Here is a 16,579-nt window from a genome sequence, read left to right as displayed (position 1 = left end):
GCAGCCCCTGCCGTCTCTGGGTCAATGGAACGGTCCTTTAGGAACCCGTTTAACACGATGATGTGATTTGTACAACGCGCACACCGAGTTATATATCTCTGTCCGGAGGTCTCCTGCACACTCGCCATTAGTTGTGAGACCCTCCCGGGGAGTCGCCGGGACGGACGTATGCGGACGCTGGAGATCTTGTGCTGGACAATCGGGAGGCGGGCCCGACCGCGCTGCGCATGCAGATCGGCGCGCGGTTACGACGCCTGCGCGAGGACAGGGGCCTCAGCCGGGTGGAGGCGGGCGAGGCCATCCACGGGTCGGCGTCCAAGATGAGCCGACTTGAGCTGGGACGACACGGCTTCAAGGTCCGGGACGTGCTCGACCTGCTCACCCTCTACGGCGTCGACGACGAGGACGAGCGCGCGAGTTTCGTCGAGCTCGTCGAGGAGGCGCGCAAACCCGGCTGGTGGCAGAGCTACAGCGATGTCGTGCCGAGCTGGTTCGAGCAGTATCTCGGCCTCGAACAGTCGGGGGCGACAATTCGCTGTTACGAGGTGCAATATATTCCGGGCCTGCTGCAAACGCGCGATTATGCGCGCTCCGTAATCGGGCTCGAATACCACGACGCGGCGTACGAGGGTTTCGAACGGCGTCTCGACGTGCGGATGCGGCGGCAGGAGATCCTGCACCGGCAGACCGGCGCGGCGACCCTGTGGGCGGTGATCGACGAGGCGGCGCTGCGGCGGCCGATCGGCGGGCCGGACACGATGCGCGGCCAGATCGAGCACCTGATCGCGGTGTCGGAGGGCATGCACAACGTGAAACTCCAGGTGCTGCCGTTCTCCGCGGGCGGGCATCTGGCGCTGGGCGGTCCGATCACGATCGTCCGGTTCGCCGAGCACGACCTGGAGGACGTGATCTACCTGGAGCAGCTGACCGGCGCGCGCTACCCGGAAGGCGAGGAGGCCTTCCGCTACCAGCGGATCATGGATCTGCTCGCGATCCGCGCGGCCCGTCCCACCCGCACCGCCTCGTTGCTCCGAGGTCTCCTGCGCGACCTCTGACCGCGCGCCGCCGCCCGGCCGGTGATCACCCGCCGGGGCGAGCGGGCTCCCCCGCGGGCGGGAGGCGGGCCCGGTTCCCCGCTCCGTAGCGTCGCCGCGACGGGCAAGCGATTCTGCGGGCGGTAGGAAAGTGAACAGTTCGGCGGCGGTCGTCGCGTTCATCAGCGGAACGGCGATCAACACGTGGGTCATGGCGTACGGGGCGAGGCGGCTCCTCAACGTCCGGTTCTCCCCGTTCAGGACGGTGGTGGCCGGCGCGCTCGGGCAGGGCGTCGCGAGCCCGATCATCACGGCGCTGATCGGCGACCTCGGCGACCGCCGTGAGGTGACGCCGCTGCTCTGGTTCGTCTGCCTCGGGTTCGCCTGCGCGCTGCTGGTCTCGATGACGACCCTGGTGCTGTGGGAGGCGTTCGTCCCGTCCGGGACCGTCCCGTCCCCGCTGGCGTGGTTCGGCGGCGTCCGGTCGCGGATGGCGCGGACGCGCCGGTACCGGCGGATCTCGTTCATCTTCCTCCGCCACGGCCTCGGCCCCTACCTGCGGGGACGCGCCAAGCCGAACCCGCACACGGCGCGCTCGTTCACCCATGCCCTGGAGCAGGGCGGTGTCGTGTTCGTGAAGCTCGGGCAGGTCCTGTCGACGCGGCGGGACGTCCTGCCGGCGGAGTTCGTCCAGGAGCTCGGGCGGCTCCAGGACCGCGCGACGCCCGTCCCGTGGCCGGAGATCGAGCGCGTGCTCCGGCGGGAGCTGGGCGACCCGGGCGAGGTGTTCGCCGCCTTCGACCGCACGCCGCTCGCCGCCGCGTCCGTCGCGCAGGTGCACGCGGCCACGCTCCGGTCGGGCGAGGAGGTCGTCGTCAAGGTCCAGCGGCCGGGCGTCCGCGCGGTCGTGGAGCGCGACCTGGACATCGTCGGCCGCCTCGCCCGGACGCTGCACGACCGCGCCGGATGGGCCAGGGCGTTCGGCGTCGTCGATCTCGCGCACGGGTTCGCCGAGGCGCTGCGCGAGGAGCTCGACTTCCGCGTCGAGGCGCGCAACATGGCGTCCGTGGCGGCGACCGCGCGCGGCGGCGACGTCGTCATCCCGCGCCCCTACGACGACCTGTGCACGAGCCGCGTCCTCGTCATGCAGCGCCTGGACGGGGTCGCGCTCGGCAAGGCGGGCCCGCGCATCGACGCCCGGGGCGTGGACCGGACGAAGCTCGCGAACACCCTCCTCGACACCGTCCTGCGGCAGATCGTCCTGGACGGGGTGTTCCACGCCGACCCGCACCCGGGCAACATCCTGCTGCTCGACGACGGCCGCCTCGGCCTAATCGACTTCGGGTCCGTCGGGCGGCTCGACAGCGAGCTCCGCGGCGGCCTGCAGCGGATGCTCATCGCGATGAACCGGGGCGACGCGGTCGCGGTGACGGACGCGTTCCTGGAGTTCACGGCCCGCCCCGACGAGTTGGACGAGCAGGCCCTCGCCCGCGCGCTCGGCGCTTTCATGGCCCGCCACCTCGGCCCCGGCACCACCCCGGACATGACGATGTTCACCGACCTGTTCCGGCTGGTCGCGCGGTTCGACCTGGCCGTCCCGGCGGAGATCGCCGCGGTGTTCCGGGCGCTCGCGACGCTGGAGGGCGGGCTGACGGAGCTGGCGCCGGGCTTCGGCATCGTCCAGGAGGCGCAGGCGTTCGGCGAGACCTACCTGCGGGAGCGGCTGCGGCCCGCGTCCCTCCAGGAGGCCGCGAGCGACGAGTTGGTCAGCCTGATGCCGATGCTGCGCCGGCTCCCGCGCCGCCTCGACCGCATCGCGGCCGCCGCGGAGGCCGGCCGGCTGACCATGAACGTCCGGCTGTTCGCGGACGAGGCGGACCGGCGGACGGTCACCGGCCTCCTCCAGCAGGTGCTGCTCACCGTCCTCGCCTCGACGGCCGGGGTGATGGCGGTGATGCTGCTCGGCCTGGACGACGGCCCGGCCATGACGCCGGAGGTCTCCCTGTTCCAGTTCTTCGGCTACTGCGGGCTGGTGATCTGCTCGGTGCTGTCCCTGCGCGTGCTGGCGGTGATCTTCCGCCGGTGACATGATCGAACACATGTTTGACCCGCTGGATACAGTGGGGGCATGTTCCAAGGGTCGCTGCTGGACGACACCGACGAGCGCGGACCTCGCCCGCTGCGGTCGGCGCGGCGGACCCGGCTGGCGCACGGCGCCTGGGTGGACGTCCTGCCCGCCTGGATCCCCGCGGCGGACGCGCTCTTCGAGCGTCTCCTGGACGGTGTCCCGTGGCGCGCGGAACGCCGGCGCATGTACGAGAAGGTCGTGGACGTCCCTCGCCTGCTGGCGTTCTACGACGAGGACGACGAACTGCCCGATCCCGTCCTGGACGAGGCGAAGGCGGCGCTCAACGAGCACTATGCCGAGGAGCTCGGTGAGCCGTTCCGCACGGCCGGGCTCTGCCTGTACCGGGACGGCCGCGACAGCGTGGCCTGGCACGGCGACAGGATCGGGCGGGGCGCGACGCACGACACGATGGTGGCGATCCTCTCGGTCGGCACGCCGCGGAGCCTGCTGCTGCGCCCGCGCGGGGGCGGCCCGACGATCCGGCACGAACTCGGCCACGGCGACCTCATCGTGATGGGCGGGAGCTGCCAGCGGACGTGGGAACACGCGATCCCCAAGAGCACCCGCGTGAAGGGCGCCCGGATCAGCGTCCAGTTCAGGCCGCGCGGGGTCCGCTGAAGCCGGGAGGGGAAACGGGCGAGGGCCCGCCGCCTCATGGCACCATTACGGTGATTCGTGAGGAGGGCCGTTGCTGCGTCTGGTCGTTTCACAGACCTCCCCCGGGGCGTATCGGACGGTGCTGGACGCGCTGCAGGCGCCGCTGCCCGTGTACGGTCCGGCCGGGCGGCACATCCTGATCGAGCCGGGGCTGTATCCGAACACCGGCTTCCACAGTTCGGGCGACTTCGTCCTGACGGCGGTGGGCGGGCCCGGCACGGTGACGCTGGACGGCGCCACCGACGCCACGATCGAGGTCACCGGGCAGGTGACGCTGCAGGGGCTGATCGTCCGGAACTGGAGTGCCCAGGGCCTCGCGCTGGAGGTCGCGGAGGGCAGCGTCCTCGCGGAGCAGTGCGAGTTCGTGAGCCGGTCCGACCTCGCGGTGCGGGCGGCGCAGGGCGCGCGGCTGGCGCTGCGGGAGTGCCAGGTGCAGGACGGCGCGGTCGTCTACAGCGCCGCCTCCGGGGTCATGGAGGGCAGCTCCGTCTCCGGCACGGACGGCAACGCGGTGGCGATCCGCAGCGGCAGCACGGTGACCATCCGGTCGTGCCGGGTGACCGACGCGGGCCAGCACGGCATCTGGGTGACCGAGGGGTCGCGCCCGCTGATCGAGCAGTGCACGATCAGCAACCCGGCGAGCGCCGGCATCCGGGTCGACGACCGCGCGGACGCGGCCGTCCGCAACTGCGCCTTCCACGACTCGGGCGAGTCGTCCCTGATCGCCGTGGAGAAGGGCAACGCGGTCGCGGAGGACTGCCTGATCGCCGGCGCCGGGGCGGACGCGCTGTGGGTCGCGACCGGCGGTTCGCTGACCGCCCGCCGGATCACGATGGACGCGCCGCGCCGCACCGGCGTGGTCGTCGAGAGGGGCGTCGCGCTCCTGGAGGACTGCGAGATCGTCGGGGCGTCGACCAACGGGCTGTCCTTCACCGACCAGGCGAACGTCACGGTCGTCCGGGGACGCGTCGCCGACTCCGGGAGGGTCGGCGCCGGGCTCGGCGCCGGAGCGCGCGCCCTGCTGGACGGGACGACGATCACCGGCAGCGGGCTGGCCGGGGTGAGCGTGGAGCCGGGCGGCGAGCTGACCGTCCGCCGCTGCACGGTGGTGGAGAACAGCGGAGCGGGCGTCTTCGTGTCCCGCGGCGCCGCCGTGGACATCGACGGGCTGACGAGCGACCGCAACGGCCGGCCCGACCAGCTCGACCCCGACAACCCCAGCACGGTGACCACGCAGGTCAGCGAACCCGCGGCACCGGTCGAGAAGACCCCTGAACCCGCCCGGACGCAGACCGGCGGCACCGCGTCCGCGGACGTCCTGCTGGCCGAGCTGGACGCGATGATCGGGCTCGCCGGCGTCAAGCGCGAGATCCGGAAGCTGACGAACCTGCAGAAGGTCGCCGAGCAGCGCCGCCTCGCGGGCCTGCCGCCCGGCCCGGCGATCGGCCGCCACATGGTGTTCGCGGGCCCGCCCGGAACGGGCAAGACGACCGTCGCGCGGCTGTACGGCGGGATCCTGGCGGCGCTCGGTGTGGTCGAGAAGGGCCAGGTCATCGAGGTGAGCCGGGGCGACCTCGTCTCGGAGAACGTCGGCGGGACGGCCCTGAAGACGACCGAGGCGTTCGACCGCGCCAGAGGCGGCGTGCTGTTCATCGACGAGGCCTACACCCTGGCCCGCGCGACGACCGGCACCGACTTCGGGCAGGAGGCCATCGACACCCTCGTCAAGCTGATGGAGGACCACCGCGACGAGGTCGTCGTCATCGCGGCCGGATACTCGGCGGAGATGCGCGAATTCCTCGCCGCCAACCCGGGTCTGAAGTCGCGGATCTCCCGGACGGTCGAGTTCGAGAACTACAGCCCGGCCGAACTCGTCCAGATCACCGCGGCGCAGGCGGAGAAGGACGGCTACCGGCTCGCCGACGACGCGCGGCAGGCGATCCTGGAGCACTTCGCGTCGGTGAAGCGGGACGCGACGTTCGGCAACGGCCGGGCGGCGCGCCGGACGTTCGAGGCGGCGGTCGAGCGGCAGGCGCAGCGCTTCGCCGACATGGACGAGCTGCCCTCCGGCGAGGAGCTGTCCCTGCTGCTCGCCGAGGACCTCGACGTCGAGACCGGCCTCGCCGCCCGGTTCGGGGAGGCGCGGGACCCGGGCCAGGTGCGCACCGTCCTCGACCGGCTGACCGCGATGACCGGCCTGGACGAGGTGAAACGCGACATCGGCGACCTGCTGGACCTGATCGCCTCGGCCCGGCGGCGTCGTGCCGCCGGGCTGGAGGCCGAGCCGTTCACCGGACACCTGATCTTCGCCGGTCCCCCGGGAACAGGTAAGACGACCGTGGCCCGCCTGTACGGGGAACTGCTCGCCGCACTCGGCGTCCTCGCGCAGGGGCAGGTCGTCGAGGCCGCGCGGGTGGACCTGGTCGGGCAGTACGTCGGGCAGACGGCGCAGAAGACGGCGGAGGTCTTCGAGCGCGCGCGGGGCGGTGTGCTGTTCATCGACGAGGCGTACTCGCTGTCGCGTCCTTCGGGATCGGGCCACGATTTCGGCCAGGAGGCCATCGACACGCTCGTCAAGCTGATGGAGGACCACCGCGACGAGGTCATCGTCATCGCGGCCGGATACACGTCCGAGATGGACGGATTCCTCGCCACGAACCCCGGTCTCGCCTCGCGTTTCGCCCGGACGCTGACCTTCCACCCCTACAGCGTGGACGGCCTCGTCTCGATCTTCCTGGGCAAGGCCAAGGCGGCGGACTACCGCGTCCCGGACCCGACCAGGCAGGCCCTCACCGTCCACCTGAAGGCGAACCACGACCGGTTCCGGCAGGGCAACGGCCGCGAGGTCGACAAGCTCTTCCGCGCCGCCGTGACCGCCCACGCCCGCCGAACCGAGCAACTCGCCAACTCCGGTGCGGAGCTCACCACGGAGCAGCTCGCGACACTCCTGCCGGAGGACGTCAGGTCTTAGCGGTGTGGAGCAGGTCGCGGATCACGTTCCTGTGGTCGCCGGCACGCCACGCCAGAGCCAGCCGGCTCGGAGACAGTCCCGTCACCGGGATCGCGGTAACTCCCGGGCGCCGGTAGATGTCGACGTTGCCGGACGCCATCAGCACTATGCCGCTGCCGTCCTCCAAGGCGGCGAAGGTCTCGTCGGCGTTGGAGGCGGTCGCGCCGACCCGGACGGGCCTTCCGTCGCGCTCATCCAGAGCGAGCCAGAAGTCGCGTAAGGGGCCGGCGGTCTCGGGAAGCGCGATGAAGGGTTCGTCCAGGAGTTCTTCGAACGCGACGGTCGCGCGTCCGGCGAGCGGGTGGTCGTCCCTGAACGCGACATAGCGCGGCTCCTCGGCGACCACCTGGATGTTCAACGTCTCCTGGCGCGGGACCGGCAGCCACACGAACGCCACATCGACATCACCGTCCGCCAGGCCGGCCGTGGGGTCGTCCCAGTTGACCTGGCGGAACCGGATGCTCCAGGTGGGACGGCGCTCCGCGAACCGCTCCCGCATGTCCGCGATCAGGCCGCGCCCGACGCTGGTGGACATGCCCACGGTCAGCACGGACGCCTCCCGCGCCGCCGCGTCGCTCACCGCCCGCTGGACCTCGTCCCAGCCGCAGAGCATGTCGCGGGCCGCGGGGAGCAGGGCCCGTCCCGCCGCCGTCAGCGCGACGGCCCGCCGGTCGCGATCGAACAGGCGCACCCGCAGCTGCTCCTCCAGCTGCCTGACCTGCTTGCTCAGCGCCGGCTGCGACACGAAGAGCCGCTCGGCCGCCCGGGTGAAGGACAACTCCTCGGCGACCGCCACGAAGTACCGCAGATCCCGCAGATGCGCATCCATAACCGATGGTAATCACGGCCGCCATTGGACGCGCGACGGTCACCCGAGCAAAGATCGTCGCGACGGGGGAGGTACGGCATGACGGTCTCGCTGGTCACCGGAGCGAACCGCGGCATCGGCCGCGAGGTGTGCAGGCTGCTCTCGGCGCAGGGCCACGACGTCCTGCTCGGAGCACGCTCGCCGGAGGCGGCCGAACACGCCGCCAAGGAGGTCGGTGCGACACCGGTCCGGCTGGACGTCACCTCCGCCGCGGACATCGAGCGGGTCGCCGCCGAGATCGGCGCGCTGGACGTCCTGGTCAACAACGCCGCGATCACCTACGACACGTGGCAGCGGGCCTCGACCGCGGACCTGGCCGTCGTCCGGGAGGCCGCCGAGACCAACCTGTACGGCCCGTGGCGGCTGACACAGGCGCTGCTCCCCCTCCTGCGGCGCAGCCGGCACGGACGGATCGTGAACGTCTCCAGCGAGGCCGCCTCGCTGACCAACATGGGCGGCGGCACCCCCGCCTACACCGCGTCCAAGGTCGCGCTCAACGCGCTGACCCGCATGCTCGCGGCCGAACTGCGCGCCGACGGCGTCCTCGTCAACGCGGTCTGCCCCGGCTGGGTCGCGACCGACATGGGCGGGCCCGGCGGGCGTCCCGTCGCCGACGGGGCGGCGAGCGTGGTGTGGGCCGCGACCCTCCCCGACGACGGCCCGACCGGCGGGTTCTTCCGCGACGGCCGCCCCCTCCCCTGGTGAAAGGACACTGACATGATCGTGGTCGCCGGTTCCACGGGAAACATCGGCTCGGAGCTGGTCTCCATCCTCGCGTCGTCCGGCGAACCGGTGCGGGCGCTCGTCCGCAAGGTGCCGCCGTCCACCCTCGACGGCGTCGAGTACGTGACGGGCGACCTCGACGACCCCGCGTCCCTGGCACCCGCGCTGGACGGGGCCTCGGGCGTCTTCCTGCTCCCGGGCTACCGCGACATGCCGGGCGTCCTCGCCGAAGCCCGGCGTGCCGGAGTCGAGCGCGTCGTCCAGCTTTCTGGTGGTTCGGCGGGCAGCGGCGACATGTCGAACGCCGTTACCCGCTACATGGTCGTCACCGAACGGGCCGTCCACGACTCCGGCCTGCCGTGGACGATCCTCCGGCCGAGCGCGTTCATGTCGAACGCGCTCCGCTGGCTCCCGCAACTACGGGCCGGCGACACCGTGCGGCTGCCCTTCGCGAACGTCCGGGCCGCCGTCGTCGACCCGCACGACATCGCCGCCGTCGCCGCCACGGCCCTGCTGGACGACGGCCACGAGGGCCGGACCTACTACCCGACCGGCCCGGAATCCCTCCTCCCGTCCGACCAGGTCACGATCCTCGGCGAGACCCTCGGCCGCGACCTGCGCTTCGAGGCGCAGCCGGACGACGAGGCCCGCGCCGAGATGACCGGCCAGATGCCCGCCGAGTACGTCGACGCGTTCTTCGACTTCTACGTCAACGGCTCCCTGGACGAGTCGGTCGTCCGCCCCACCGTCCAGGACGTCACCGGCACCCCGCCCCGAACCTTCGCCGACTGGACCAGAACCCACATCACCGCCTTCGCGTGACGGCCGCGCCCCGGCACCGGCTTGACCGGCCCCGAGGCGCGGCCCCTCAGGTCTGCGACCACCGGTACGGCGACTGGAACATCTCGGTGGCACCCTGCGGTCCGTAGACGACCCGGCGCGCCAGGGTCCCGAGGAACTTGATCCGGGCCGTCCCCTTCCGAGCGAGCTGGACCAGGCAGTAGCCGCGCAGCACGCAGGGCGTGAGGAGCAACGTCACCGTCCAGGCGATGAAGGGGACGTCTCCCCCAGGCACCGGCTCCGTGCCGTACCTGATATCCGCGTAGATACCGAGCGGGAGCACCGTGAGGACGACGTAGACGGTCGTCACCGCGTCGATGAGCCCGCACTGCACCGCGTGGTACCTGACGTTCCGGCTCCGGCTGAAGACGAGCAGCAGGCTCGCGAAGAACGGCAGCAGATAGGCCAGCACCGATCCACCACGCAAAGGCTCCTCCCAACCCTGCGCCGGCGGAGCGACGGGAGCGGCCGGCGGCGGGGGCGGCCACGGTCGAGACGGCGGCCCCGGCGGCCTCCAGGCTCCTCCGGACTGGAAGGGACCCGGGGGCGGGGGCGCCGTCACCCGCCGACGCTCCTCGAAGGGCCGTACCCGGTCGACCTCCGCCATGGCCTCGCGGGCGCCGGTCGCCACCATGCGGCTGTCGTCGCCGAGCAGCGTCCTCAGCCGTTCGTAGGCGAGCCGCCCGGCCTCGTCCCCGGCCAGCGCCAGGTCCTTCAGCGTGGTCACGGCGGCGGCGCGCACGGACGTCAGCGGATGCCCGACCGCCGAGGAAACCTCCTCCGGCAGCGCCGGCGGGCGGGCCGTCCCGGGACTGAACGCGACGATCAGCTCGCCGCTGACGTCGGAGAACTTGGTCGGCGTCTGGTTCGGGTTCGCGGCGGTGACCTCGGAGTACGTGTAGTCGTACAGCTCGTCGATGGAGATCCGCCCGTCCCGGTTCCGATCGGCCTCCCCGGTGGTGAGGCCGCGCACGAGCGCCTCGGTGAAGACCGACGGCCCGCCGCTCTCGTCCTGGGACGGGTAACGCGAGATCTCCTTGGTCACCCGCCGCCGGTCGAGTTCGAAGGCGTACTCCAGCGCCGAGGACGACGACAGGATCGCCCGTCCGGAGCCGCTCAGCCGCTCGTTGATCCCGACACTCCCACCACCCCGCACGACCATGCCCTCGACGAACGCCCCGCTGTAGCAGCAGTCCAGCAGCAGGATGATGTTGCGCGACATGCTGTGGGACATCTGCTCGCTCACGAACGTCGACGCGATCCCGGTCGATCCGAGCCTGTTCACCCGGGTGTTGGACGTCGCGAAGTACAGCCGCCCCGCGTCGTCCTTCACCCCGTGGGACGAGACGTAGAGCAGGAGCACGTCATCGGGCCGCCGGTCGCAGAAGAAGTCCTCGATCGCGGCGTTCACCTCGTGCGCCGGCCGGTTGAACACGTCGTCCACCTCGAACCCGCCGATCCTCGGGTCCGCCAGCGCGGCGGACAGGGCCCGCACGTCATGGGCGGGTGAGCGCAGCGAGCCGAGCCCCGGATCCTCGTAGCGGTCCGAGGCCAGCAGAAGCGCTAGTCTCCGCGCCCGTCCCGCGTTTCCTCGTCGCATGTCAGCAGCCATTCGAGCAGTTCCCGCCGTTCCCCCGGAGTCGCCGCGGACAGTTCCACCGACCTGTCACCGCAACTGATCTTGATGTTTCCTCTCCGCGGACCGAGCCAGCCGAAGATCCCATTCACGAACGCCTTCATGGCCGGCGTGCCGCCGAGGCCGACGAGGAGCGTCGCGATCGCCACCGCCGATCCGGACTTCGCCCCCGCGGGCGCCCGGACGGCCCGCCGCTCGGCCTGCACTCCGACTCTCCGCAGGTCTTTCAGCAGATGACGGCTGAGCTGGTCCAGCCGCACCGGATCGGCGCCGCGCTCGTGGATCTCGACCAGGACGGTTCGCGTCATAGATCACTCTTTCGCCGAATTACCATTGCTCTCTTCCCTCGTGTCGCGCCCTCATTAAATTGACGCGCCCCCATCCACGCGGGAGGGCACCCTCCAGGTCTCGATTTGGAATACACCACCGAGTAGCCGCGGGCATTCCACTCATCTTCGGATAATTCACCTGCAATATCGCCACGCGATACGTGGAAAACACGGAATTCCAAGCCCCCCAGAACTGCAAGTGGCCAACTGCTAGGAAGCGCGCGGACTCGACGCCGAGCAAACGAAGGGGCCGACCGGTGGTGGTCGGCCCCTGGGGTGTGTGGGGTGGTCAGGTGGAGGAGCAGGTTTTGGTGGGTGGGGGGAGGGTCGTCTGCCGCATGAGCTGCGCGTACTCGGCGTAGTCGCGGACGGGCAGGCTCCAGTCGGAGCAGAACTGCGCGGTGAACGGGTCCTTGGTGGTCTCCTTGGCCGTCGGCTTCTCGGCGAGCGCGGGCCTCACGGGTTGGGATGCGTTGAGGGCGGCCAGGTTCTTGGCGAGGTCCGACCAGTCGGGGCCGTAGAAACTCTTGTAGGCCATCAGGACCAGGGCGAACTCGGGGAGCGGGGTGCTCGGGTCGGACGGGTCGGGGAGTTCGCCGCGGGCGGCGCGGGCGCGCAGGTCACGCCAGACGGCGCGGACGTCCTTGCCGTGCAGGGCGCAGTCTTTCGTGCGTCCGCACCAGGCGACGAACTGGTCGAAGGAGTCCTGCGCGGCGGCCAGCTCGGAAGTCAGGAAGCGGCGGGTGTCGGGGACGCTGTGATCGTTGACGCTCTCCAGGACCATCGCGCGGACGCGCTTCGGGAAGCTGAGCGTGTCGGCGTGGTCGTACAGGGGTCCGGTGCGTTCGCGGCAGTCGGCGCGGAGGCTGGCGTTGTGGTCGAGCGTCGCCCGGAAGCCCGCGGCGCTCTTGATCATCGGTGAGGGGGCGCTCGCGACGAGGTCGGCCGAGCACGTCACCGGGTTGCTGGCGCCGACCCCGCGCGGGTCGAAGCTGACGATGTCGAAGTGCCGGCGGAGCCGGTCGCTGAACCGGTCGACGCCGTCGGTGACGCGCTGGACGCCGGAGTCGCCGGGGCCGCCGGGCCCGAAGACGAGCGTCCCGACGCGGGCGGACGGGTCGAGGGCCTTGCGGCGGGCGATGGCGAGGCCGAACGTGGGGCCGTCCGGGCGCGACCAGTCGACCGGCAGCCGGAGCGTGGCGCACTCGGCCTTGCCGTCGTCGCCGCAGGGGCGCCAGTCGATGGCGGGCGAGGCCGCGGCCGGGCTCGGCTGGAGGGGAGCGGCGGCGCCGGTGAGCGCCACGGCCCCGGCGGCGGCCGCCGCCCAGAGGGCGAGCCCGTGTTGGCGCAGCATGAATGGCCTTCCCGTGGAGGGGACGTCGGATACGCCGGCTCGTGCGTGCGGGCGTCACGGTCCCCGACCCGGCCGTGGCCGGGGACCTCTGACGATCAAGCTAGGGGCGGTTCCCCCACCGGAACAGGGCGTTCAGGGACGTTTCAGGGTAGGTTCAGGGTTCGCTCAGGGCAGCGCGCGAACTCCTCCGACCCCGCGGGTCCTGTCAAGAGTCGTCGGTCAATACTTCACAGCGTCGTGGTATTCGACAATTCCTGAGATTTACAGGGGAAATGAGTCTGGTGACTCAACGGCCGTCCAGATCTCCGTTCTGGATGGCGTTCAGGAGAGTCCGCCACGCTGCGGGAGCGAGGGTGACGACGCCGGCGGAGCGGTTACGCGAGTCGCGGACCAGGACGGACGGCCCCTGGGCCGCGACTTCCACGCAGTCGTTCGAATCCTGGCTTGCGCTGGCCTTTCGCCAGTTCAGTGCGGTCTCCAGGTCGGACCGGTACACCATTCAGCAACCCTCCATCCATGGTCGGCGGTTGCCGTCACGTCCTGCCGATCGGGCGGGGGCGACCACCGGGCGAGCATCAAGTTGGGCACAACAAACCACGACCTTGTGGATAATTTCCCGATCAAGAGTGTAAACGGTTCTAGTTATCCCGCCTACAAGGGAACACAAGATCACTCAGAGTGTTATGACGGCCACTCGCCTTGGGGATGCTGGTGCCGCGGTCACCTCCCGGTTGAGTTACGGTCCGGTAGTCAGTCAGGCCATGAGGTCTTCCGCGCACTGGCGCATCAGGGCGATCGACTCCTCGGCCGACAGCGCCTGCTCCAGCAGCAGCTCGAAGCTGTCCCGGTACTCGGGGATCCGGGGGTCGTCACCGGTGATCATCAGACTGGCGCCCTGCCGGCCCTCCAGGTAGAGGATGTCGCCGAGGTCGCCGTCGAACTCCAGGACGCTGAAGGGCCCCTCCAGCCCGAGGTGCGCCCCGGCCTTGAACGGGAGCACCCGGACGGTCAGCAGGTCGTTGCTCTCGGACGCGTCGGCGATGTGGTTGAGCTGCGCCGGCATGATCGCCGGGTCGATCTTGATGCCGACGTGCCGGCGGATGACCGCCTCGTCGATGATGTAGTGCTGGCGGGGCGGGTTCTCGCGCTTGGCCAGCTCCTGCTGGCGCTGGATGCGCAGCTTAGCGGCGAGCACGCGTCCCGTCTCGGACGACTTGCCGGTCGAGAGCACCTCGGCGTACTCGGGCGTCTGGATCAGCCCGGGGATGACCGTCCCGTGGAACTGCCGGATGTAGGCCGCACCGGCCGAGTAGCCCACATAGGCGAGGAAACTGGGATCGAGCTCACTGCGGTACTGGTTCCACCAGGCGGGCTCGCGTGCACCGCGGGCCAGTGCCTGGAGCCGCTCCTGACGCCCTTCCGAGTTCACTCCGTACACCCTGAGGAGCGCTTGCAGGTCCGTCCTGGTGATGGCGTTCTTACCGCCCTCCACACGGATCAGCTTCGACGGAGACCACTCCAGTTCCCGCGCCACCTGCTCTTGCGTCAGGTTCTTCTCCTTGCGCAGGCGTACCAGCTCGGTGCGCAGCAGTGCGCTCTGGACTATGGGCCCCTGGTCACTGGTCATCGTTATCGCTCACTGTCCGTAGTTGATGCCACCAACCTGGATGCTACATGGCATACCGGGACCTCACATCCCACATGACGTCACTGCGCTATATGTCCCGGTAAAGCGATCTTCACTGTGGGCATCAGACCCCGTCATATCGCCCGAATCTCGCATCTAGAGCTTCCAGACTGCTGCATACCTTGAGACCATGTACTAAAGTGCTAGGTAGCAGAATAGCAGAAGACTAGTTGCGACCGAACGCGGTGCAACGTATCGTCAGGGTCAACACTGACTCAGAGTGAGGGCCTCGGGCGGGACGCGCGCCCGGTCCGCACTCCACCGGCGGCCACGGGGCCAGGGGCGCCGCCGGCGCAGAACGAACGACGGACCCGGCGCGCGCCGGACGGGAGGGCACGACGGAGCACATGACTTCGGCAGAGCCGGAAGCACACCCACGAACACTGTCAGAGGCGAAAAACAGAGTCGCCCGCCGCTTCCCGACGATCACCGGTCTGGCAGCCAAGACGATCGCGGGAGAGCGGAGAGCGACTCCCAGGGCCGCACGAGAACGTCCGGGCCGGTCTGCGCAGACACCTGCGAAGACGCAGAAAGATCCGGGCTGACCTGCCAAAACGTTTCTGCGGACTCACCCAGTCTAACCGCGATCACGCGGTCCGGGCCATAGGTGAAGTGAACATCGGCCGCCCCCGACCGGTGCCGGGCGCCTCCCGGCACCCCCCGACCGGAGGCCGGTGTCACGATTCGAGGCATGGGGTCCCTGTCATGTCAGAGCTGCAGTCTTCTTCCCCGACCTTCGCCGTCCACCCCCCACACCCCACGGGGTCGCCACGTCCCGTCCGGTCCGGCCCGAGGCGGGTGGTTCAGTGAACGACCACGCCCGCGACCACGACCCGGACCAGATGGTCAACTCCGAGCTGATGCCGCGGCCGCGGTCCGCCCGGCCGGCCGAGACCGCCCGCCGGCAGGGGTTCTGGCCGTCCCTGACCACGATCGAGCAGGCCGCGTTCCTCGCGTCCGCGCGCGAGGTCGTGTACCCGGTCGGCGCGGTGCTGTGGGCCGAGGGCCAGTCCGCCGACCAGACCATCGTGATCAAGTCGGGCTCGGTGCGGGTCAGCGTCGAGCGGGACGGCCGCGAGCGGATCATCGCCTTCCGCGGCCCCGGCGACATCCTGGGCGAACGTGCCGCGCTGATGCTGCGCCGCCGCTCGGCCACCGTCGTCGCGATGGACACGCTGCACGCCCTGCTCCTGTCCACACAGGAGTTCGTCGCCTACCTCAGCGACCACCCGCGCGTCGTGGCCGTCCTGGAACACGAGATGTACGACCGGATGACCGAACAGCACGGTTCGGCGCAGCCGCCGCAGTACGCCACCGGACCGATGCACCCGTACGGCCCCGCGGCCCAGTACGGGCCCCCGCAGCCCTACGCGTCGGCGTACGTGCCGGTCCTTCCGCACTACCAGTACGCGATGACGGGGCCCTTCACGGTGGCCGGCGCCTACGCGGTACCCGACCCCCGCACAGGCGGCGCGGCCTACTTGACCAACGCGCCCATGACCAACGCGCCTTTGCCGGCCCACACCATCGGCGCGGTCGTCGAGGCGTCCTACGAACAGCCGACGCAGCCGATGGACTTCCCCCGGCGTAAAGGAGCGTCCTGGGCCGGCCAGAACTGCACCATCGTGTACACCGACGTCGCCGGGTTCAGTTCCCCCGACCGCGACGACGCCGACCGGATCGACGTGCGCCGCGCCATGTACCGGGCCCTCCAGGAGGCCTTCGAGGACTCCGGCGTCCCCTGGGACGGCTGCCACATCGAAGACCGCGGCGACGGCGCGCTCATCGTCGTCCCGCCGCGGGTCACGACCGCCGCGGTGATCGACCCGATGCTGGTGTCGCTCGGCATGCGGCTGCGCCGCCACAACCACCGGTCGAGCGAGGCCGTGCGCATCCAGCTCAGGGTCGCGGTGAACGTCGGCCCCGTGATGCCCGATCCGCCCGGCGTGTCCGGATCGTCGATCATCACGACCGCCCGGCTGCTCGACGCGCCGCCGCTGAAGCAGCGGCTCGCCGCGACCGGCGCCGACCTCGGCGTCATCGCGTCGCGCTTCGTGTACGACTCCGTGATCGTCCACAGCCCCGGCTATGTGAAGGCCACCGAGTACGAGCAGGTCAGCTGCCGAGTGAAGGATTCGGACGTCGAAGGCTGGATCCACCTGCACGGCCTCCCCGCCGAATCGGCGATCTGACCCCCCGCCGGCCCGTCCCCCCGCGCGGGCCGCCGAACCCCCGACCCCGCGTGCACCGGCGCCGCGGGGTTCTTCGCGTCCAGGGCACTGCCGGACCCACTGGTAGGCCGTGCACGATGCC

General features: G+C 70.7%; 13 protein-coding genes. 7 read left to right on the top strand and 6 right to left on the bottom strand.

The genetic code is table 11. The features are described from left to right. The first annotated feature begins 188 nt into the window (after positions 1-188). The 4 genes from BM339_RS42185 (at position 189) to BM339_RS42170 (ending at position 6,790) form a co-directional block, all read left to right on the top strand. Positions 189-1,055 carry a helix-turn-helix domain-containing protein gene (locus BM339_RS42185; RefSeq protein WP_021592645.1) on the top strand — a complete coding sequence of 289 codons (867 nt, stop codon included), beginning with the start codon at positions 189-191 and terminating at the stop codon, positions 1,053-1,055. 130 nt (positions 1,056-1,185) lie between these two features. After that, complete coding sequence (locus tag BM339_RS42180; RefSeq protein WP_256255788.1) at positions 1,186-3,120, top strand: ABC1 kinase family protein; 1,935 nt, start codon at positions 1,186-1,188, stop codon at positions 3,118-3,120. 42 nt (positions 3,121-3,162) lie between these two features. Further along, positions 3,163-3,780, top strand: a complete 618-nt coding sequence (locus BM339_RS42175) for an alpha-ketoglutarate-dependent dioxygenase AlkB (protein WP_075024484.1) — start codon at positions 3,163-3,165, stop codon at positions 3,778-3,780. A 70-nt stretch (positions 3,781-3,850) separates the two neighbouring features. Next, positions 3,851-6,790: a right-handed parallel beta-helix repeat-containing protein gene (locus BM339_RS42170; RefSeq protein ID WP_075024483.1), complete on the top strand. Its 2,940-nt coding sequence runs from the start codon at positions 3,851-3,853 to the stop codon at positions 6,788-6,790. On the opposite strand, the gene BM339_RS42165 is transcribed toward BM339_RS42170, so the two are convergent. Then, complete coding sequence (locus BM339_RS42165) at positions 6,780-7,658, bottom strand: LysR family transcriptional regulator (RefSeq protein ID WP_021592641.1); 879 nt, start codon at positions 7,656-7,658, stop codon at positions 6,780-6,782. The two genes, BM339_RS42170 and BM339_RS42165, sit on opposite strands and share 11 nt — an antisense overlap. Positions 7,659-7,736: 78 nt before the next feature. On the opposite strand from BM339_RS42165, the gene BM339_RS42160 reads away from it, so the two are divergent. Beyond that, on the top strand, positions 7,737-8,402 hold the full coding sequence (locus BM339_RS42160) for an SDR family oxidoreductase (RefSeq protein WP_021592640.1): 666 nt from the start codon (positions 7,737-7,739) through the stop codon (positions 8,400-8,402). 12 nt (positions 8,403-8,414) lie between these two features. Next, positions 8,415-9,242, top strand: coding sequence for an NAD(P)H-binding protein (locus tag BM339_RS42155; protein WP_075024482.1), 828 nt, complete (start codon positions 8,415-8,417; stop codon positions 9,240-9,242). Positions 9,243-9,288: 46 nt separating this feature from the next. Here the strand turns inward: BM339_RS42155 and BM339_RS42150 are convergent, their stop codons facing one another. The 5 genes from BM339_RS42150 to BM339_RS42130 all read right to left on the bottom strand — a co-directional run bounded on the left by BM339_RS42150 (position 9,289) and on the right by BM339_RS42130 (position 14,206). Next, a complete protein-coding gene (locus BM339_RS42150) occupies positions 9,289-10,860 on the bottom strand; it encodes a caspase, EACC1-associated type (protein WP_075024481.1) in 1,572 nt (523 codons plus the stop codon). Continuing rightward, positions 10,824-11,204: an effector-associated constant component EACC1 gene (locus BM339_RS49265; RefSeq protein WP_075024480.1), complete on the bottom strand. Its 381-nt coding sequence runs from the start codon at positions 11,202-11,204 to the stop codon at positions 10,824-10,826. The genes BM339_RS42150 and BM339_RS49265 overlap by 37 nt, the downstream gene beginning before the upstream one ends. Positions 11,205-11,514: 310 nt before the next feature. Beyond that, a complete protein-coding gene (locus BM339_RS42140; protein ID WP_075024479.1) occupies positions 11,515-12,579 on the bottom strand; it encodes an alpha/beta fold hydrolase in 1,065 nt (354 codons plus the stop codon). A gap of 286 nt (positions 12,580-12,865) precedes the next feature. Then, positions 12,866-13,078 (bottom strand): DUF397 domain-containing protein, encoded by a 213-nt coding sequence (locus tag BM339_RS42135; RefSeq protein WP_021592635.1) that lies wholly within the window; start codon positions 13,076-13,078, stop codon positions 12,866-12,868. Positions 13,079-13,333: 255 nt separating this feature from the next. Beyond that, positions 13,334-14,206: a helix-turn-helix domain-containing protein gene (locus BM339_RS42130; protein ID WP_021592634.1), complete on the bottom strand. Its 873-nt coding sequence runs from the start codon at positions 14,204-14,206 to the stop codon at positions 13,334-13,336. 866 nt (positions 14,207-15,072) lie between these two features. On the opposite strand from BM339_RS42130, the gene BM339_RS42125 reads away from it, so the two are divergent. Then, positions 15,073-16,458 (top strand): Crp/Fnr family transcriptional regulator, encoded by a 1,386-nt coding sequence (locus BM339_RS42125; protein ID WP_075024478.1) that lies wholly within the window; start codon positions 15,073-15,075, stop codon positions 16,456-16,458. The last annotated feature ends 121 nt before the right edge of the window (positions 16,459-16,579 follow it).

The organism is Actinomadura madurae, assembly GCF_900115095.1.
GTDB lineage: Bacteria > Actinomycetota > Actinomycetes > Streptosporangiales > Streptosporangiaceae > Spirillospora > Spirillospora madurae.
This window is presented reverse-complemented; position numbering and strand designations above follow the sequence as displayed.